This is a genomic window from Aeromonas sp. BIGb0405, from assembly GCF_024807335.1.
Taxonomy (GTDB): domain Bacteria; phylum Pseudomonadota; class Gammaproteobacteria; order Enterobacterales; family Aeromonadaceae; genus Aeromonas; species Aeromonas rivuli.
This window is the reverse complement of record NZ_JANUEP010000004.1, coordinates 81,953-100,209: the sequence shown is the minus strand read 5'-3', so window position 1 is coordinate 100,209 and position 18,257 is coordinate 81,953. Positions and strand designations below refer to the sequence as shown.

Sequence of the window (18,257 nt, the reverse complement as noted above, 5' to 3'; positions counted from 1 at the left end):
GCGCTCTGGACCTATGGTTTTGCGGTAATCCTCTTTTGCAAAAAATTTTATCGATGCACCGCGCAGGCGGGAGCGGATGAGCGCGGATTCCGTGACGCAGGCGCGCCCGTGGCTGTATAGCATTAAGCGCTGCGGATTAGGTCATGGAGGGAGGGGCTCGTTTGTGGCAGAATAACCACGTGTTTCAAATGAGATCTTGCCGTGACTGTTAAACGCCTCGATGACCTTAAACCTGATGAGTTCTTGTTTATCCGCTCTGCGTCTGCGGATGGACGTAGCGTGCTGCTAGCCGATAGCCCGGCAAGCTCCTGCTGCTCCCTTGCCCATGGTCAGCTTGAGGTGCAGGGGGATCGCAGCTTCAGCCAGAATGTGCGAACCGCCTATGAGCGGGCCAAGCTCAGCGACAAGGTTGCTCAGGCGGGGGGTGGGAGCTTCGGTTCTGCGCCTGCGCAAGCCGAGCCCCCCTCAGCGCTGGCCCAGCAGATGAAGGCCGATACCACCAGTGCCACTGCGGTCAGGCTGCCCATTCTGGTTTACCAGTCGCCCAAGCTCCCTGGTAAGAATGCTGATGGCACGATGGCTGCGGATATGACCTTTGGTGATATGACCGCCGAGCAGATCCAGGCCATCCCCACCGTCTGGGATACCCGCCTATTTGCCCTGCAGGATCTCGACAAGTCGCGGGCGAACTATCACTTTATGAACTTGCGAACCATGGCGACCACGTTGTTTTCTGCGGGGACTCTCCAGATGGTGATTCTTGCCATGATTCATAAATTCGAGAAAAGCGAAGGAGGGGAGTTTAGGCACCCGGACTTGGAGCGTGCAGTAAGAGCACATCCCAATACTCGTAAATTCTCTGATGTACTGATTGAGGGGGTGAAGCGCTCAATCGAGGAGCATGCCGGAGAGCCAAACAATATTTCATTCAATGAATGGAAAAAGAGCTATGGGGAGGAGTTATTTCCTCCAGCGTTTCACACATTTTCAGACAAATACCTTGGCTGGGTAAATGGTGGCCTGACCATGGCAATCAACGATGTTTGGTCTGGCAGGGCCGAACTTGTGGCCTATGAGCGTAGTGGTCGATCCTACAAAGGGCGGTTAAAGGTGACCTTTACCGATAATTTTGGCCTAGACCTTCCGGATGTGGGCCCTGATCCCGATACGGGGATAATCAAGCCTTACAGTGGGTTGGTGGGTTTTCGCTCCTGGTTTGTGTTGCAGCATCTAAACAGGTTTGCCTACAAACCTTTCCTGACTGTGGTCGAACTTTACTACCCAATACAGGGAGAGCTTCCATGAAGGCTCTATGGCTTGTAGCTATCTCTATCCTCTTGCTTTCAGGTTGCGATGAGCAACCACCTCAGCTTCATAAGTGGGCGGCTGATTATCACAATGAATTTACTGGTGGGGATAACTACCAATTTGTAATGACCAATCCCCCTGAAGGCCAAAGAGCCTTGGTCACGTTCCTCGCTGATTATTTTCAGCAACATCCGTTAGAGCCCATCGAGTATGGTGCAATTATTTATCGAGAAAGCTCTGATACGCCAATCAACGGCGATGTGCCAAAAGCGGGGATGTTTGACCAGACAATGCGTGGAAAAGCTAAGGTTACTGTTGATATAAATGAATATGTAATTGCTTCGGTGAGTCGTCTTGATGACATAGGGAAGAAAGGGGGGGTTAGGATATTTTTCTCTAGTGACTACAGGGAAACATGTCAAGAGCTGAAATATAACGCTGTTGATATAGTCCCCGGTCAGCCGCTCCCGGCCACTTGCAATTAGGCTGGCAGTATAGGAAAACATTACTTGCCGGGCGCCAGTAAGGCCAGATTCATAAAGGCTCGGTGCTTCGGTATGATGCTGCGCTGTCTGATGCAATCCTTCCATGCGGCATTCCCTGGTCATGGGCAGGTGATGGCAGGCAGACAAAAGAGGGCCCCACATTGTGGGGCCCTCTTGCGTTGGTGAGTTACTCGATGATGGGGGAGAGCTGGTTGGCCAGGTTGCCCGCTTGTTGGCTCTGGCTGTTGAGGGCGTTGCCCTGGTTGGGGTTGGGCCCGCTGCCGTGGGTGTGGCTGGCCGTGGTGGCTGCCAGCTGCTCCACCAAATTCATCAGCTGGAGTAGCAGCCGGAAGATGTTCACGCTATCTGTCCCCATCCAGGAACGCGGCGCCTCCAGGTGTTGCAGCTCACCGGCGACGGCTCGGCGCAGTTGTCCCACCACTTCGACCAGATCCCCTGCTGTGGTCTGGCTCATGTTGCCCAGGCTTCCCAGAACCAGGTCATCCCCCGCCAGCAGCTCGATGGCCCCCAGCGCCTCGACCCGTTTCATGGCGCCCACCTCTTCGATGCTGTGCTGCGCCACCTGCAGCTGATGCTGGCCATGTTCCCCCAGGTAGTCATCACTTTGGTGGTGCATCTCCATGGCATGGTCATACATGCGCCGGTCGGTGTGGCGGCTCAGATTGCCCACGGTATCGGTGCGGCTAAACACCTCGGCCCGCTGCTGCTGCAGTTGCTCGCCCGGGGCGATATCGGGCAGTGGCCAGCCGCTGCCAAGTACGGTGCGGATAAAGGGGCGGTCGGCGCGGCCAAAGGCAAAGCCCAGCTCGACCAGGCTCCCCTCGATGGGGAACTGCAGTAGACCCTGCTCAGGCCCGCCGAACATCACCGGCAGCGGCACGGCGCGATAGAGCGGGGTGGCTTTATCCGGCTGGCCATCTTCCCCGAGCAGTTGCACGTCCACGGCATAGCGGGGGCGAAAGGGGTCATTGAGCTGGCCAGCGGTGGCCTGGTCGCTGATGGCTTCGACCCGCCCGAATTTGGGCAGGTGCATCTGGTCGGCCAGCTCGGGGAACTCTCCTTCGACCTTGCGCCGCTCTGCTGACTTGGTGGCTTTGCCCGGGGTGGCCAGGGTCAGACTCATCTCATCGCCCTTGAGGCGCACCCGGGTGACGCGCTGGCCATTGATGATGGCCCCGGGGCGCACGGCAGGGATGGGGGCCAGGGTCAGGATGTTGCCCGCCTGCTTGGCTGAGAGGGCAGGGTCTAGCATCACCTCGCGCCCGGGCCAGCGGCTGTGGCCATGGCTGCCGACGAACACGGCGCCATCAGGTTGTTGATACCAGCAAAAGTCGGCAATGGCGAAGGCGCGCCCCGCATTATCGAGCAGCTGGTAGCCGGTCCCGGCGCTGGTGAAGTTAGGGATGGGCCGGTCTGTGTAGTCGGCCCCGTCGGGTAGCAAGAAGGTGAGACCGCACTGGTCGGTCAGCCAGGCCAGCAAGCCGCGCAGGGTGGCATGCTGCTGGCTGACCGGAAAGCGGCTGCCCAATATCCCGGCCAGCTCCCGGCATAACAGCTTGCTGCTGCCATTGGTGGCGGGTTGCACGTCGTAGACATAGCCGCTGAACCAGCGGCGCAGCTCGTTGTTGTAGCCGGTGTCCAGGATCAGGGTCTGACCCTTGCTGGCTGCCCCCTCAATGGTCAGGGCGGCGCGCCCGCCCGCGCTGAGATCCAGCACGATGTCATGCTCGACCAGGTGCATGGGCTGTCCGCCCAGGGTCAGTTGGGTGTTGAGTTTCATGCCAGTGCGTCATCCGCTTTTTTGAGGTACTGCTCGAAGGGGGTGAGTTCGTATTCATCGGCCTTGTCCCCCTGGGTGGGCGAAGGGGCCTTGGCTTGGGTGGTTTGCTCTGTGGCCTGGCTCACCTGGGCCACCGCCTTGGGCAGACGCTGCTCGCGCTTCTCCGGTACCGAGTTGTGGTCGCTCAAGGTGAAACTCACCTGCCAGGCCAGCAGGCCCTCTTGCTCGCTGGCGGTGATGCGACCGGTGAACTTGGCCTGGCGTATCTTGACCGACTTGGCGAGTAGCGAGCCCACCCGAAAGATGTGGCGTTTGCCGCCATCATCTTTCATGTCGGCCAGCTCGAACAGGCGGGCCAGCTTGTCCCCGTCTTTGTAGGGGATGAGGCCGGAGACATCCAGCTCCTTGGCTTTGGTGCCCTGCTCGGCCTTGCTGGTCGAGCTGGTTTGGCCCGATTGGTCTTTGTCCTGGAACTGCATGGAGAGCGAGATCCGCATCGATGACATTGCGATGGGTTCGCCGTCCAGGGTCAGCATGGCGCTGATGGTCATGGGGTAAACTCCTGCCAAAAGGTCAGTGGGGAAGGGGAGAGCAGCAGGGTGGCGACGCTCATGCTCATGCTGTGATCCGGTGGTGTGCTCTGGCCAAGTTGCGCGGCCAGGCTGGCGACATCCCCCTGACCTTGCCAGCGGTAGAGCTGACCCGAGAGCGTGGCCAGGGTATCCAGCGCGCTAGCCAGTTCGCTCAGGCGCGCGGCGCGGCGACTCGCCAGCCCCTGCAGCTTGTCGATGGGGCTCTGGTTATCCCGGGCCAGACTCTCTAGCTGGGCAAGCTCACTGCCCAAGGCGAGGCTGGCAGGGCGCAGCGGCGCCCAGACCAGCGGCTCATCGGCATGCCAGCGCGGTACCTTGGCCGCCGTGGGCTTGGCCATGATGTCGTTGTTGGCTTCCAGGCGACGCAGGGCCGCGCACCACTCTGGCAATGGCAGCAAGGCGCACAGAGGGGCCAGCTTGGCCGCAAGGTCGGCGGCGCTGTTACCGGTCACCAGCCAGGCGAGGGCATGGAGATGACCGGATGGCAGCAAGGGGTCGGCACCATCTTGCAGCTTGTCAGCCAGCGCCTTGACCGCATTGGGGGCGGCCAGACTGGCCTGATCCCCCTGCACCTGGCCGACGCCGTGCTGAAAAGGGGTCACCGCCAGGGCGCGACCGGTGACCAGCAGATGGTCGAGTTGGGCGCGAAGTCCTGAAAGGGCAGCAGCCTCACCACTGAGCGGGTGGGGGCGATACTGGGCGCGGCTGGCGATGGCCTGCAGGCGCCCCATGGCCGCATCCGCCAAGGCGGGTACCTGGGTCAGTACGGCGCGGGCCTGATGGTGCAAGCTGGCCCCGCAGGGGGGCCAGTGCAGGTCGCTTTGCTGCCAACTCATGCTGGTAGCTCCGGCCAATCCACCGTCGTGGGCCAGCCAGGTGTTTCAGGCAGGCGCGCAAGCGTCACCCGGTACAGTCGCAAGGCGGTGAGCCGCGAGGTTTCCGCCGGGGTCAATATGCCCAGCAGCTCGGCATCCCCCAGAGGGGCGATGGCATCGCCAGCCAGTTGCAGGCGGCGCGCCAGTTCGCGCTGCTGCTCCTCTTCGGTCGGGATGGGCGTGGGCGGCGCCTGGTAGGGGGCCACCTCGCCGTACTCACCAAAGCGCGCCCGCACAAACAACTCGACGCCATAGGGCTCCGGGTCACTTTGGGTGGCAGTGAAGGGCACCGGCTCGGCCTGATTGGCAAACTGGACGGTCAGATTGATGGCGGCGTGTTCCGGGTCGGCCCACACGGGGGCGGTAACGTGAAGAATGTCGTCTGTCATTTTGTGCGGATCCACAGTGAGGTGTTTTGGTCGTTATTGCCGCCGCCCTTGATGGCGCCAACCAGCTTCCAAGTACCCGGCAGGGCGGAGCCGATGCCCGGGCTGCCATCTTCCGAGTTGGCTGCGCGCAAGGAGCTGCCCGCAATGGCGTAGCCTGGGCCCTTGTTACCCCCGGTTGATACGATGCAGGTGGCAAAACAGTAAGTCCCCACCTGCCCCCAGCCGCTGCCCACGATGTCGGCATTGCCCTGAGACGCCGGATGGGTGTGCCCAGAGGGGGGCATGGTGCCGGGTTTGCCGGACACTTCCCCCCAGCTTGGCCAGCGGCTGGCGTATGCGGGGATACCGCTTATTTGTCCCCAGGGGTGAGAGTGGGATGCCGCTGCCGCGCCCAGTTCGGCCAGGGTTGGTTTGTCGTACGTGTGATAAATGCGGGCATTGGTGGAAGGGGAGGTCGTATCACTGGCATTCGCCTTGAACCCGTACCAGAGCTGATAAATAGCAGTCGTCGGGCTGAACAGTGTGTGCCGATATTTGCTCCCACCGTTGTGTCCCCAGCTGATCCAGTTCAAGAACTGCGTGCTGCCAGACCCCTTGGGGGCTTGCGCCGAGCCCGTCATGAATTTGTCAGATTGAACGTTCCAGTCGAGGTTCTTGAGATCGAGATAGTCATGGCTATGCCCCTCGATGGCCAGGGCGGGCTTGTCTGTCACTTCCCCCCAGTTCGGCCAGCGGGTTGCCTGGGTGGGCACATTGTCCAACTCGCTCCAGGGGTGGCGATGGCTACCCGTCTTGATCTCCACCACGATATTGACGCCCTGGGCGTCTTCCAGGATGCCTTTGCCGGTCACATCTCCGGACAGCTCGATGGTGCGCTTGCGGCGCAGGTCGATCACGCTGCCGTCGCTGTTGATGATGGCCACCTTGGCCAGATGGTGACGATAGCCGTTGCCGTCGGTGTAATCGGCCTTGTCGGCCACGCTCAAGGTCAGCGTGAAGTGGTTCACCCAGGCATCGAGCAAAGAGCCCGCCCGGTAGATGTCGAGCCAGAGCCCCACCGGCTTGGCGCCCGGGCTTATCTTCTGCACCTCATCGAGTTGGGCGCGCAGGCCACCGACATAGGCGACCCCGGGCTGCACCTTGTAGACGCCAGCCTCATTCACCAGCTTGAAGCCATCGCCATAGAAGGTGGCTGGCCCGAAGAACTGCAGCGCCTGCAGGCGCAGGTCGTCATCCATGCCACGCAGGCGAGCGGCATAGTCAATCTGCCAGGTGCTGGCGTCCACATTCGTGACCGTGGCTTCACTGGCTCGGTCGTACTCCATCAGCATCGATTTCACCAGGCTGTTACCCACCTGGCCGCTCAGGGGATCCGTCTTGAGTTTGGTCTCGCTGCCCTTGTGCACAATCATGGCCACCATGCCGGTCGCCTTGTTGATGAGGTACATGGCATTGAACTCGAAATCGCCCAGGGTGGTGTCCATGACGATGGTGTACGCCACGGCGTCGTTGTTGATGCGCCCGCGCTGATCCACCTGGTGGCGATGCACGATTTGCCCTGCCGGTGGCAGAGCGCCATCGGGGTTGATGGGCGCATCGGGGTCTAGTCCTGGGATGTTGGCCAGCACGAACTCATCGAGCACCACCGGGGCTTGGGTGGCGAGGCAGGTTTGCCAGTAGCTGGCGAAGGCGTTGGTAATGATCTGGCTCATGGGTTCCTCTTGAGTGATGCACCGAACAGCTGCTGGCTCATGTCGATGCGGCCATGATGGATGGTCGCGCTGACCGGATAGACCACCTGGAAGCGGTAGCGGCGGCAGGTGCGGCCATAGTGTTGAATGAGGGTGCTCATCAGCGCCTGATTGCTGGCCATGGCGCTGTCAGTCACCTCGATGGTGATGACGTCCCAGGGCTGGCCCGCCTGGCGCTCGTGGATGTCGCACCAGCCGATGTCGAGCCGCTCGAAAATCCGCTTAAACCCCGCCACTTCGCCCGCGTCCCTCGCGTTGACAAAGGCGAACTGGACGCGCTTGCGAAACAGTGCCAGCGGCTCGCCATCAAAGCGGCCGATGTCCCGCTCCCAGGCGAGCAGGGCCAGCAGGGACTCCGAGCAGGTCAACGGGTCTTGCTGGGCCAGTGGCAGCAAAAGCCACCCTTTGAGTCGCTGCCAGAAGGCGTTGATGCCCTTGGCCAGAAAACCCGGCTCGGCGTGAGCGGCGCTGATGGTGACGCCATCTTCCCACCAGGGGGCGCTAGCATCGGGTAACGCAGGGGCTTGCAGGTCGTGGGCAAGCGGTGTCGGCTTAGTCATGGAGGGTGACCTCAAGCTGATTCAGGCGCGGGATGGCCAGGGCGGACACGATGTCCTCCTCGGCAAAGCGCAGGCTTTTGAGCTGCGGGAACTGGCTGTGTAACTCCCGGCCCAACTGGGAGAGGGAGAAGCGCGACTGGGGCCAGGTGCGGGTGACGCTGGGGAAATCCGCAGACTGACGAAAGGCCGCCTTCACCAGGTTCTCGGCGCCCGCCTTGAGCGCAGTTCGCTGCGCCTCGCTGAGGTTGGCTTGTGGCCACAGCTCCAGGGTGAGGTCGTGCTGGGTTTCGGGGATGCTCATCACGAACAGGTCATCCCCATGGCCATGGTTGCCCTGGCGGCCCACGTAGTCGTTGAGCTGGGCGGTGAGGCTGGCCGGGGTCGGCCCCACTTCCAGCAGGATATAGGCGTTGGCGGTGCCGGGGCCCCGGGGGGCGTCATGCTCGAAGAAGATGTGATCGGCGCGAATGCCCGCCACGCTGGCCAGCATCGAGCGGTAAATCGCATCAATGTGATAGCGGCCCACTGCCGAGAACTGGTTCTGGATGCGCAGCCCCAGGGCATCGTTGCTCTCGGCGTCGCTGCCCTGGGTGGTGATCCACTCCTTGTCGTCGTTGCGCGCCGACAAAATGCCGGTCACCGCCTCGCTGAGCAGGTTGTAATAGCCGGGGGCCAAATTCCAGGCCGCGCCTGCCTGCTCGGCTTCGCACACCACCTTGGCCACCGCTTCACCGGCGGGGCTGACCACGGTTTGCAGAGGCTTAAGGCGGTAGATGGTGCCGTTGATGCGCTCGGTGCTTATCCAGATATCGGCCGGGACGGTGACGGCATCCTGGGGGCTGGCCTTGACGAAGTTGACCAGGCCCCGGGTCTTTTGGGCTGCCTTGCGGGTCAAGTCCACATCCCAGGCTTTGAGGTCGAGATAGGTATCGGTGGCGGTGGCCGCGAACGTATTGGGCAGCACATGACTGGCCAGCAGTTCGCGGATAAGCCAGAGCGCCGGGGTGATGACCACGCCGCGCACCAGCCGCCAGAACGGGCTCACGTCCGAGTCGTTGGTGATGAGGGAACCGGCGGCCTCCACCTCCTTTTTGAGCTCAGCCTCCATCGCCTCGGCGGTGGTCGGCACACCGGTTTCGCTCAGCAGGGCCATAAAGTCCACGGTCGGGCGCAGGTTCACAGGGTTACCTCCAGGGGGCCAAATTCGTAAGTGGTGGCGGTGACCAGCACTCGGTCGGCGGCCTCTTCATTGATGAAGATGGTGCCGGGCACCAGCCGCTCGTCACGTTCAACCAGCAGCTCAATCTCGGTCAGCACATCGGCGCGCAGAGTCGGGCTGCGCTCGCCGATGAGCTTGCGGGCGAGCCCCGACTCCATGATGCGGTGCTTGATGTCCTGGCCGATGCTGTGCCTGTTCTGGGTGTAACGGGGCTGGCCACCGGCATCGAGCAGCCAGGCGCCATCGTTCACCAGGATGTCGATGTATTTGGGCTCGCTCATTTGGTCTCCAGCCAGGCGTTCTCAGCCATCATTTCCGGGGTCATGGGGTTTTGGTTGTGCATATGCACCTCGCCGATATGCAGTGCCTTGGCGGGTTTCTGGTTGGCGGTGGTCGCCGCCGCGTTGGCCTGGATCAACTGTTGGCCAAGGCCCCCTTGGGGGATGGGGCTCTCGGGGCCCTGACGATAGCTGGCCAGGGGCCCGTTGATGCGCTGCTGCGCCTGAGCCACCCCCTGCAGGGGGATCTGCAACTGGCTCGGGGAGGGCAGGGCCAGCTCGGGCATGTTGCCCATCTCGATGTCGATGCCCGGGATCATGTTGAGTTTGTCGACCAGCCAGTCGATGGACTGACCCAGCCACTTGAATACCCCCCAATCGCCCAGGGTCTTCTTCAAGTCGTCCCAGTAGTAGATGACCGCTGCGACGGCCCCAATCAGCAGCACGATACCGGCGACGATGAGGCCGATTGGGTTGGCATACATGGCGATGTTGACCGCGAGCAGGATGGCTCTAAAGCTCACCAATCCGGCCTTAAGCAGGTTGAGGGGGGTTATCAGCACGGTCCAGGCAATGCCAAGCCCGGTGGTGGCCAGGCTGGCCAGCCCGGCAATCAGCATCCAGGCGCCGGTCACCATGCCGAGCCCCACGATAGCGAGCAGGGCATAGCTCACCACCTTGGTCAGGTTGGGGAAAAGGTGAGTCCAGCGCAGCACCACGGCGGCGCCATCGGCAAAGACCGCAACCACCGCATTGATGGCTGGCAGCACCACCCCGAAGGCGGCGGCCCGAATGGCAAACCAGGCTGACTCTACCCGCTGCCATTGGTCGGTCATCGAGGCTGCCATCTGCTCGGCCTTGCCCATGCCATGGGTGTTGGCCAGGGCGTTAATGTTGGTGGCGAGCCCCTTGGTGTTGCTCATCAGGAGTTTCACCATGGCCACCGCCTCATCGGAGCCGAACGCCTTCTTAAGCTCGTCCCCTTCGGCCACGCTCAGGGTCTCGCCATAGCGCACCTTGAGTTTGTCGAGGATGTTGAGCACCGGCAGCATGTTGCCCGCCGAGTCGGTAAACTGCAGGCCGAGCGCCTTCTGGGCATTGCCCACCCCGGCCAGAAACGACTTGAACTTGGTGCCCGCTTCGCTGCCACTCATGGTGGCCTGCAGCTGGCCAAGCACCGCAAACTGCTCATTCATCGACACCCCCGCCGAGGTGGCATTGGCCCCGATGCCCTTGAAGGCATCACTCATGCCCTGGCCGGTGGTCTTGAACATCTGCACTGCAAGCGCGGTCTTGCCTGCCACATCCTCGACCCAGTTAGCCTTGCCCATGGCATTGGCCTGCTGCTCAAAGATGCCGTACATGGTGCCCATGTAGTTGGTGATGGTGCCGGTATCGGCCTTGGTGGCGGCAGCCAGCACCCCGGACGCCCGGGCAAAGGCGGGCAGCTCGTTACCGGTGAGCCCGGCGATGGCGGACTGGATATCGTAAGAGGCCTGGACAAACTCGGTGGCCGATTTCCCGTATTCCACCGAGAACTTGAGCGCCTCGCGCCCCAGCGCCCCCAATCCCTCTTTTTGCACCCCAAGCGATGCCACTTCCCCGAGAGCCCTGTCCATCTCGATGGCGGGACCCAGGGCTGCCTGGATAGCCATGCCACCGGCGGCCACCGTGGTGGCGCCCATGGCCATGTTGCCCCAGCCCCGACGCCCGGCCTTGCTGACCTGGTCAATCTGGGCATTGATGCCCGCCAGCGGCTTGGTGACTTGATCCACCAAGGCTACCTGCATCATCAATTTTTCCATCCAGGCCATAGGGGTCTCTTATCCGTTAAATGCGTGGGCTATTCCCTCGGCAACGGCGAGGGCAAGGGTCTTGCGGTGGTGTTTATCAAACCAGATGGCGCGGGCCAGACTATCGAGGTCGTCCTCTTCATGGGGCAGGTAGTGGCGCCGCAGTGCCAGCACCTGCTCCAGTTGATTGCGCTCGATGGCCTCGGCGCGCCCGGTCAGTTTTTTATGGTGATGTCCAGGGTTGGCGCGAACTGCTCATTGACGGCGCCAGCCAGTTGCAGGGCCGCGCCGGGACGGGCCAGCAGCTCATCAAGGGCCGCCTTGCTCTCACCACAGGCAATCTTGCGCAGGTAGTTGTGGGACGGGGCTACCTTGTCGCCCGGCATCAGGTCGTTGATGTAGCTGTTGTAGGCCACCATGGTGGGCTCAAAGCTGATGTCGGACCCGGCTACGGTCAGGGTGATGGTCTTGCTCATGGTTGGTTTTCCTCTTGAGTAATCCAGTGATTCAGGGTGGTTATCTGTTGTTGGCAGCGGCGCAGTGCGCCCTGCAGCGTGGGGATAAAGGCCACGGCCTCGCCCCAAGTCGTGCCATTAAATTCAGGCTCCGGGCAGCGGGGCACCAGCCCCGGTGGCGGCAGCAGCCTGACCAGCTCGGTTTTCACCAGGGGCGGCTGGCTTGAGCAGGCGCAGAGCGCCAGCAGGCAGAGGCTCACGGCTGCAGTCCGGACGACCAACTGGCGGCGTGGCCAGGACGTGTTGCAGTTCATCGGCAATGCTCCTTCGTTGCTGGTCGAGCTTGGCCAGCGCGTCGTTTTGCTGGTCAAGCAGCTGGCGCAGCCCCTTCTCGCGCAGCGGGATAGCCGCCAGCGCCCTGGCTTGCTGTTCGCTGATTACTTGCAGGGCGTTGATGGTGTTGTTGGCGGTGGCCAGCTCTTGAGTCCGGGTGCTGAGGCGCTGGCCCTGGACAAACAGGGTGGTGCCAATCATGAGCCCGAGGAGGGTCGGTAGCAGCCGGAGGAAGGTGCTCATGCCAGCACCCCGCCAAACTCGGTGAACTTGGCCAACATGGTTTCCAGCGGGTGCTCCGGCTGGCCGTAGCCTGCGCCGGGCAGGCTGGCCCAGATGTTGTTGCACTTACCAATGGCCTCACGGATGCGGCCCGCCTCGATGTCGGCCAAAGCCCGGCGCTCGCGGATAAGCTGGATGGCCCACTTGTCCTGGGAGATTGGGCCAAAGTCCGGCAGGCCAAGCGCCGCTTGGTAGTGGCGCCAGTGACGGGACAGGAACTGATAGCGCCCGGCGGCGGTACTTCTGAGGCTCGGATTGACCTGCACCAGTACGTCGGGGTGCTCGCGATAGTCACCGAAGAAACCCGCCGGATTGACCAGCTTGTTATAGCCATCATCGCCCAGCCTCTTGGTGCCCTCAGAGAAGGCCAGCAGGTCGAGGAAGGCCGCCAGATTACGGCTGCACTCAATGCGCGGCATCGTCGCCTCCTTTGCCAAACAGGCGTTCGGCTTTGCCCCGGATGATGTCCATGCCAAGCAGGCCGACCATGCCGCCCAGGAACGGGGTGGCTTCGGCGGGAATACCAAGCAGTTGGGTGCCGGTAGCGGCGGCCAGGGTGATGAATCCGCACAAGCTGGATTCAATCAGGCGGCGTCGACCACTGCCCCCGGCGTAGGTGATGCGCAAGAAGGCGATGATGAGCGCAAGCAAGGCCCCATAGACAGAGGGCCAGTTGTCCATCAGCCAGGCCAGCAGGGCGGCCCAGAGAGTGGGGTCTTTGGTTGGCATAGAGTTCATATCCATCAGGCTCTGGTTAGCGGCTCAAGCGTTCGAGCCGGGTTTTGCAGGGGACGCACAGGCGCACCCCCGGTACGGTTTGGCGGCGCGCGGCGGGGATAGGGTCGTCGCACTCCTCGCACTCAAACAGGCTCGGGCCCAGGGCGCGGCTCTTGCCCACCTGGTTGGCAAGTTGAATGGCCAGCATGCGCGCGGCGTGGCGGGTGGCGCGGTCGATATCATCCATGGCGGTTACCCCAGCAGGTGGCGGGTGTCGTCCTTGGAGAGGTACGGCACGCCATTGATGTGGACAAAGTCGGGGGAGGTGACAAAGCCTTTGACCTTGTGCACCCCTTTGCTGCCGCCCTTGGGGTCGATGTCGAGCAGGTCGGAGATGACCAGCTTGACGGCGAAGGCTTCGACTTTGAGTTGCTCACCCCCAGTGTCGGCGTAGAACAGCACATCGTCCGGCTCCAGGCCGCGCCAGCTACCGGCGCGCTTGGCGGCGTCACTGAGCTGGGAGAAGTTCTTGGTATCGAGTTCGAACTCCAGCTCGGCGGAGACGTCGCCGTCCAGGTAGCCATCGGGCACGCCCCGGGTCTGGGCCACGGCGCTGTTGTCGGTGATGGTCAGGCTGGCCTTGTCGATGTGCACCATGGCCCCCATCAGGGTGGTGTCGAAGTTGATACCGGAAATGCGGCGGCTCATGGGTTAGCCCTCCTCGTTGAGGCTCAAATCGAGCATGATGTTGACGGTGATCCCCTTGGGGCAGTCCAGGGTGCGCACCACCACGAACACAGAGACCAGGTTCTTGGATATCCACTGGATGCTGATGTCGCCATCCTGGGGGGAGGCGATGTCGCCCGGGAACGGCTGACCGTTGATGGTGGTGGCGCGGGCCATCTCGCGCAGATCTTTGCCAAAGTAGGTGATGGCGGCGGCGGTGCTGCCGGGGGTGGAGTTGAAGGCGCGATCCCCGATGCGGGCAATGGCGCGAATGCGCATCCGGCGCGCCACCTTGTAGGCCACTCGCAGGTTTTCGATCACCTGGTAGTCGCCACCCTCGGCATCGAGCTGGCGCCCGTCAGCCCAATAGAAACCGTCGTAATCCGGGTACCACATCGGTACCGAGTAGCGGTTCGCTTCCAAGGTTTGCAGGGTGGCCAGCGGCAGCGGGATCCCGTCCTTGTCCAGTGGCTTGCTGCCCACACCCACCAGAGCACCGGTTTTGACCCGGCAAGGGGAGTCCGCAATGCTCACCGCCCGGTTGCACAGGCGACCGGCATAGACCCCCAACAGGTTTGGCCAGAGCATGGGCACCAGCGCGACCCCGTCAGCGGCGATGCCATCTTGCAGGGCTGCCAGCTTGGCTTCGTAATCGCTCCAGGTGTCGCCATCCTCGGCGTCCGAATTGATGCCAGGCACCCCTAGCAGGATGAACTGCCAGCGTCCCCACTTGGCGATCAGCTCCTGATTGAGCGCCTGGGCGGCGGTGATGAGGTCGGGCGTGATCTCCTCGCCCAGGATCACCATCCCCTCGAAGGATTGGGTCTGCTGGGCAGCGCGGGCTGCCTCTATCCAGTCCATGTCGGTCGGCAAGACGAAGGCGGCGGCGCTCCAGTTCTGACCGGCGTTGTCCCGGGCAGCCAGCAAGTTGGTTTTCAGCTCGCTGTCGGCCTGGCCCAAGAGGGCATCGAAATCGCTCTGGGTGTTGATTGAGAGCAGCTTGCCGGTGTTGCTCGGCGCACTGCCGATAAACAGCAGGTGGCGCTCGACGGCGGTGACCGACCCCTGCCGTTGGTTCAAGTTGTTGATCTGCACATAAGGCCACATGGCGCTATTTCCCCTTCATATCGTGTTTATTGACGTCCCAGCCGTAGTCGATGCTTTGCAGGGCGCGGGCAAAGGCTTGCTGCCGTTGCTGGGCATTGGCGCCCAAAAATGGTCTGGCGGGGAGGTGGATCTCCCAGCTGGTTTTCACCGGCGCGTCCTTGAGCTTCTTGATGAGCAATCCCGCCTGGGCGAAGTTGAGATTGCCGGTTATCCAGGCCAGGGATGCCGAGCGGTATGTGCGCTTGCGTTTGCCTGGACGCTTGAAGCCCAGCTCTCGCAGCTTGCGGGCCTGAGCTTTGCTGGCGCCTTTGTCCGCAAGCCCACGACTGGGCGCGATACGCTGGCGACTGGCGGCGTTGACCCGATAGGTGTGCCCCTTCTGGTGGGTACCGGCTATCACCCCGGCATGGGCGCTCATGCTGCCTTTCTTGAAACCCAGCTCGGCCACATCCTGGCGAGGGGCGCGGATCTGCAGCAGCTTGGGCAAGCCACGCAACATCTTGCGTTTGCCACGCTTGCGCGGTGCCCACGGATTGCCGTTGGGGTCTTGTTGGCTGCGCACGTTACGGGCGGCCAGCTTCTTCATCTCGTTGGCCGCTCGCCACACCAGGCGCTGCCGTTTCTTGAGGGGCAGGGCCAACAGGTTGAGCTGCTCTTTGTTGCGATGGGCGTCCAGGGTGATGGTGATCATGGTTAGCCCCGGATCCTGTGCGAGCCGGTCCCCGCGACGTTCATGTCAATCTGCTCGGCCACCCAGATGGCATAGGGCGCCACTTGCCAGTGCTTGCCGAGCCAGTGGATGGGGCCATCTGCCTGCTCAATCAGGCGCAGCGGTTCGGCGAAAGCGAGCTGGATCTCAAGGTCGGCGGTCTGCTCGTCGTTTGGGGTGACCGCGTATTCGGGGTCGGGCAGCTCAAAATCCTCTCGGTAGTCGTCATGCTCCTGCACCCAGGCGGCCACCACGGCCAACAAGATGGCCGGGTCGAGCTCCCGAAAGGGCAACTGCTCGACGGTGAACACGGCCTGGTAGGTGAGCCAGCCGACGTTGCTGCCGGTGGGCCCCATGTTCTTGGGTTCGAGCTTGATGGTGCCGTTCTCCATCCAGCTATCGAGGCGCTTGTGGCACTTAGGCGGCAGCACCCGCAGCAGCTCGGTGTGGAGTGCCTGCAGGAAGTAGCCCTGGGCCTGTTGCTCGTTCATGGCCTCTTTCATATCAGCGAGACCCCCGCCCGGTGCTTGCCCTTGATGCTGCGCACCAGTTGCTGGCTTTCGGCCAGTAGCTGGGCGCGCGGGTCTGGGGATCGCTCCACCAGGTTGTTGGCACTGGCTCGCTCGGTGACGCTGGCGAACTCGGGCAACAGGGCAGCCTTGGCGCGGGCAAACACGGCGGCCAGGTACTGCTCGGTCAGGGCATTACTGCCGGTGTGGGCGCCACCTTCCAGGTTGGGCCCGGGGACGTCTGCTGCGGTGGTAAAGCCCTTGCCCTGCAGCGCGGCCTGATGGCTGGCAAGCTGCAGGTTTATTTCAGACACGGCGGCCAGCAAGGCTGCGCCAGTGGTCTGCATGTCCAAGTCGGCAGGCAGGGCACGGCGGCGCTCAAAATCAGCCACGGCCACATCCGGCCAGAAACCATCGTTGCGGATGGTGGCGGCGCTGTAGTCGACGTTCTTGCCTGCAAACATGGCTTGCCTCGCTGGTTCGTTGAATAGGTGCACCCCTGTAGCCACGCAATTGCCGCTGGGTTAGCCAGAGGCTGCCCATGGCATTCGCGCCGGGGTGCGGTGGCGCGGAGAGTCTTATTGCTCCGGATTCAGCGCCCGTAGGCGCATGGCAATCTTTTGGCGCAAGGTGCCGACGCCCACCTTGCTGTGCAGCTTGTCGGCTTGGGCCAGCCAGTGATCGGCTTGTTCCAGGGTGGCGCTGTCGCCCACGGCACTGGGGCGGGGCTGGCCGTCGTGGTCGCGCAGCAGCAAGCAACCGGCCGCTTTGAACCACTTGGCGGTGAGTTGTTCGTTGAGGCGCCACTCATTGCGCACCTTGTCGAATACCCGGGAGAACCAGGGCTCGACGGCATGGCCTTCGGCGGCTTGCTTCTCGGCCCACTCCAGCACGGTGTCGGCCACAAAGTGGGCCCAGTCGCGCTTGATGTTGTTGGGGGTACGCTGGCCCTGGGCAATGGCGAGATCCGCCCAGGCAATGCCTGAATCAAAATCCCCCACATCAAAGGCCCAGATGATGAGCCGCTGGAACAGCTCGTTCTGATAGGGCTGACCGGACTCAGCGACAGCGGCCAGATAGCGCACCACATAGGGGCGATACTTGGGCATCAGCTCGTCGCGTTTCATGTTCACCCGGTCCCCGATACGGGCCAGCTTGCGCAGGCGACCGATGTCTTGCTCCAGCGCAATCAGCTGCAGGTGCAGGCTGTCAGCCACTGCGCCGGTGGCCATGCCGGAGCTGGCGGATTGCGCGGCCCCTTGCATGGCTTGGACGCGCTGTTTGTGACGCTGACCGGGTGAGCTCATGACTTAGGCCTCGGGCGCTGCCGGTGCGGCGCCGATCTCGATGTCGGTCTCTTCAAAGCCGCCATAGGCCAGGTGCTCGCCCAGGGCATAGCCTTCCATGCGCCAGTACTGGTTATCGAAGCACTTGCGATCCTGGTTATCCTCGGCCTTGCGGTTGCGCGTACCGCGCTGGGTGTAGCAGTGCAGGTTGTCCAGGGTGGTGACCACCATCCGCTTGCCCGGGAAGAAGGGCGGGATGTAGGCCTTGCGCCCGGCGATGGACTCGGCCAGCTTCTGGGCGGCGATCTGCTCGCTCGGCTTGGTGGCTTCGCTGTAGAGCTTGGCTTGGGCTGCCGCCACCAGTTCGGTACCGACCAGCACCACCAGACGCGGGTCTTGGCGGAAAAGGGGATCGATGGTGGTGTTGATAAGATCGGAGGCCATCTCGTCCAGGGTCTTGTAATCGCCTTTGCCGTCCGGGTCGAAGTGGATTTTCTTGCCGGCCCCGGCCTTGATGATCTGGCTGCCGCCGTTCCACTCGCGGGCGATCTGATGCCAACCCTTGTTGACATCTTCACCCAGCGGATGAGCCTCGGGGTCGGTAGTCTCTTCGGCAGAGACGCCGTTCCAGCCGACCCGCAGGATGTCGAGGGCGAATGCCGTGTTGATGAACTCACCGACCAGGCGGATGAACTCGCCCTCGCTGCCGGCGTTGGCCCAGACGCACAGGGTCGCCCAGTCGAGCGACGCGCACGAATCGGTCTCGGTCAGCTCGTAGGTGTTGCCATCCACGCCGACCTTGCCGTTGAAACGGCCATTTTTCTTGCGGCCGGTGAACAGCTTGCCGATGCCGACTTGCACCACTTGGCCCTTGATCTGATCCACATCCATGCAGGTGATGAGGTTCAGGAACTCGACCGAGGCGAGCAGGCCCGCGCGCAGACCGGTTTCCACCGGGCCACTGATGACGCTGAACTGTTTGTCCAGCACGTTAACGGGGATGCCATAGGTCTTGGCCAGGGCAGCGCTGTATTTTTCGAGGCGCTGACGGGCCTGGACGGTTAGGGTCTGACTCACGGTC

25 protein-coding genes are annotated in these 18,257 nt (G+C 62.5%); 2 read left to right on the top strand and 23 right to left on the bottom strand.

What is annotated here, in order from left to right; all coding sequences use genetic code 11:
- The first annotated feature begins 201 nt into the window (after positions 1-201).
- Together M2366_RS11635 and M2366_RS11630 are read left to right on the top strand one after the other, a co-directional pair.
- The gene (locus M2366_RS11635) at positions 202-1,305 is read left to right on the top strand and encodes a DUF3289 family protein (RefSeq protein WP_259269813.1); all 1,104 of its coding nucleotides are present in this window, start codon (positions 202-204) and stop codon (positions 1,303-1,305) included.
- Positions 1,302-1,793 (top strand): hypothetical protein, encoded by a 492-nt coding sequence (locus M2366_RS11630; protein ID WP_259269812.1) that lies wholly within the window; start codon positions 1,302-1,304, stop codon positions 1,791-1,793. The genes M2366_RS11635 and M2366_RS11630 overlap by 4 nt, the downstream gene beginning before the upstream one ends.
- A 187-nt stretch (positions 1,794-1,980) precedes the next feature.
- Here the strand turns inward: M2366_RS11630 and M2366_RS11625 are convergent, their stop codons facing one another.
- From M2366_RS11625 to M2366_RS11515, 23 genes are all read right to left on the bottom strand, one after another.
- Positions 1,981-3,594 (bottom strand): hypothetical protein, encoded by a 1,614-nt coding sequence (locus tag M2366_RS11625; RefSeq protein ID WP_259269811.1) that lies wholly within the window; start codon positions 3,592-3,594, stop codon positions 1,981-1,983.
- Complete coding sequence (locus M2366_RS11620) at positions 3,591-4,145, bottom strand: hypothetical protein (RefSeq protein WP_259236249.1); 555 nt, start codon at positions 4,143-4,145, stop codon at positions 3,591-3,593. Before M2366_RS11620 ends, M2366_RS11625 begins: the two co-directional genes overlap by 4 nt.
- Positions 4,142-5,023 (bottom strand): hypothetical protein, encoded by an 882-nt coding sequence (locus M2366_RS11615; protein WP_259269810.1) that lies wholly within the window; start codon positions 5,021-5,023, stop codon positions 4,142-4,144. The genes M2366_RS11620 and M2366_RS11615 overlap by 4 nt, the downstream gene beginning before the upstream one ends.
- The gene (locus M2366_RS11610) at positions 5,020-5,451 is read right to left on the bottom strand and encodes a tail fiber assembly protein (protein WP_259269809.1); all 432 of its coding nucleotides are present in this window, start codon (positions 5,449-5,451) and stop codon (positions 5,020-5,022) included. The genes M2366_RS11615 and M2366_RS11610 overlap by 4 nt, the downstream gene beginning before the upstream one ends.
- Positions 5,448-7,163 carry a phage tail protein gene (locus M2366_RS11605; RefSeq protein WP_259269808.1) on the bottom strand — a complete coding sequence of 572 codons (1,716 nt, stop codon included), beginning with the start codon at positions 7,161-7,163 and terminating at the stop codon, positions 5,448-5,450. The genes M2366_RS11610 and M2366_RS11605 overlap by 4 nt, the downstream gene beginning before the upstream one ends.
- Positions 7,160-7,762 carry a phage tail protein gene (locus M2366_RS11600; protein WP_259269807.1) on the bottom strand — a complete coding sequence of 201 codons (603 nt, stop codon included), beginning with the start codon at positions 7,760-7,762 and terminating at the stop codon, positions 7,160-7,162. Before M2366_RS11600 ends, M2366_RS11605 begins: the two co-directional genes overlap by 4 nt.
- Positions 7,755-8,942, bottom strand: a complete 1,188-nt coding sequence (locus tag M2366_RS11595) for a baseplate J/gp47 family protein (RefSeq protein ID WP_259269806.1) — start codon at positions 8,940-8,942, stop codon at positions 7,755-7,757. Before M2366_RS11595 ends, M2366_RS11600 begins: the two co-directional genes overlap by 8 nt.
- The gene (locus tag M2366_RS11590; protein WP_259236926.1) at positions 8,939-9,262 is read right to left on the bottom strand and encodes a DUF2590 family protein; all 324 of its coding nucleotides are present in this window, start codon (positions 9,260-9,262) and stop codon (positions 8,939-8,941) included. The genes M2366_RS11595 and M2366_RS11590 overlap by 4 nt, the downstream gene beginning before the upstream one ends.
- Positions 9,259-11,073, bottom strand: a complete 1,815-nt coding sequence (locus M2366_RS11585; protein WP_259269805.1) for a phage tail tape measure protein — start codon at positions 11,071-11,073, stop codon at positions 9,259-9,261. The genes M2366_RS11590 and M2366_RS11585 overlap by 4 nt, the downstream gene beginning before the upstream one ends.
- A 9-nt stretch (positions 11,074-11,082) precedes the next feature.
- Positions 11,083-11,226, bottom strand: a complete 144-nt coding sequence (locus tag M2366_RS11580) for a DUF6890 family protein (protein WP_259236241.1) — start codon at positions 11,224-11,226, stop codon at positions 11,083-11,085.
- 41 nt (positions 11,227-11,267) lie between these two features.
- Positions 11,268-11,528 (bottom strand): putative phage tail assembly chaperone, encoded by a 261-nt coding sequence (locus M2366_RS11575; RefSeq protein ID WP_259269804.1) that lies wholly within the window; start codon positions 11,526-11,528, stop codon positions 11,268-11,270.
- On the bottom strand, positions 11,525-11,716 hold the full coding sequence (locus tag M2366_RS11570) for a hypothetical protein (protein WP_232302000.1): 192 nt from the start codon (positions 11,714-11,716) through the stop codon (positions 11,525-11,527). The genes M2366_RS11575 and M2366_RS11570 overlap by 4 nt, the downstream gene beginning before the upstream one ends.
- Positions 11,652-12,083, bottom strand: a complete 432-nt coding sequence (locus M2366_RS11565) for a hypothetical protein (RefSeq protein WP_259269803.1) — start codon at positions 12,081-12,083, stop codon at positions 11,652-11,654. Before M2366_RS11565 ends, M2366_RS11570 begins: the two co-directional genes overlap by 65 nt.
- A complete protein-coding gene (locus M2366_RS11560; protein ID WP_259269802.1) occupies positions 12,080-12,541 on the bottom strand; it encodes a glycoside hydrolase family 104 protein in 462 nt (153 codons plus the stop codon). Before M2366_RS11560 ends, M2366_RS11565 begins: the two co-directional genes overlap by 4 nt.
- A complete protein-coding gene (locus tag M2366_RS11555) occupies positions 12,528-12,851 on the bottom strand; it encodes a phage holin, lambda family (protein WP_042042810.1) in 324 nt (107 codons plus the stop codon). The genes M2366_RS11560 and M2366_RS11555 overlap by 14 nt, the downstream gene beginning before the upstream one ends.
- 25 nt (positions 12,852-12,876) lie before the next feature.
- Positions 12,877-13,086, bottom strand: a complete 210-nt coding sequence (locus tag M2366_RS11550) for a TraR/DksA family transcriptional regulator (protein WP_042042808.1) — start codon at positions 13,084-13,086, stop codon at positions 12,877-12,879.
- Positions 13,087-13,091: 5 nt separating this feature from the next.
- On the bottom strand, positions 13,092-13,547 hold the full coding sequence (locus tag M2366_RS11545) for a DUF2597 family protein (protein WP_259236933.1): 456 nt from the start codon (positions 13,545-13,547) through the stop codon (positions 13,092-13,094).
- Between the two features lie 3 nt (positions 13,548-13,550).
- A complete protein-coding gene (locus M2366_RS11540; RefSeq protein WP_259269801.1) occupies positions 13,551-14,672 on the bottom strand; it encodes a DUF2586 domain-containing protein in 1,122 nt (373 codons plus the stop codon).
- A gap of 4 nt (positions 14,673-14,676) precedes the next feature.
- Positions 14,677-15,363: a phage virion morphogenesis protein gene (locus tag M2366_RS11535; protein WP_259269800.1), complete on the bottom strand. Its 687-nt coding sequence runs from the start codon at positions 15,361-15,363 to the stop codon at positions 14,677-14,679.
- 2 nt (positions 15,364-15,365) lie between these two features.
- On the bottom strand, positions 15,366-15,872 hold the full coding sequence (locus M2366_RS11530) for a phage tail protein (protein WP_259269799.1): 507 nt from the start codon (positions 15,870-15,872) through the stop codon (positions 15,366-15,368).
- Positions 15,873-15,880: 8 nt separating this feature from the next.
- Positions 15,881-16,354, bottom strand: coding sequence for a head completion/stabilization protein (locus M2366_RS11525; protein ID WP_259269798.1), 474 nt, complete (start codon positions 16,352-16,354; stop codon positions 15,881-15,883).
- Between the two features lie 114 nt (positions 16,355-16,468).
- Positions 16,469-17,197 (bottom strand): terminase endonuclease subunit, encoded by a 729-nt coding sequence (locus tag M2366_RS11520; protein ID WP_259269797.1) that lies wholly within the window; start codon positions 17,195-17,197, stop codon positions 16,469-16,471.
- Between the two features lie 3 nt (positions 17,198-17,200).
- Positions 17,201-18,253 carry a phage major capsid protein, P2 family gene (locus M2366_RS11515; protein WP_259269796.1) on the bottom strand — a complete coding sequence of 351 codons (1,053 nt, stop codon included), beginning with the start codon at positions 18,251-18,253 and terminating at the stop codon, positions 17,201-17,203.
- Positions 18,254-18,257: the final 4 nt, after the last annotated feature.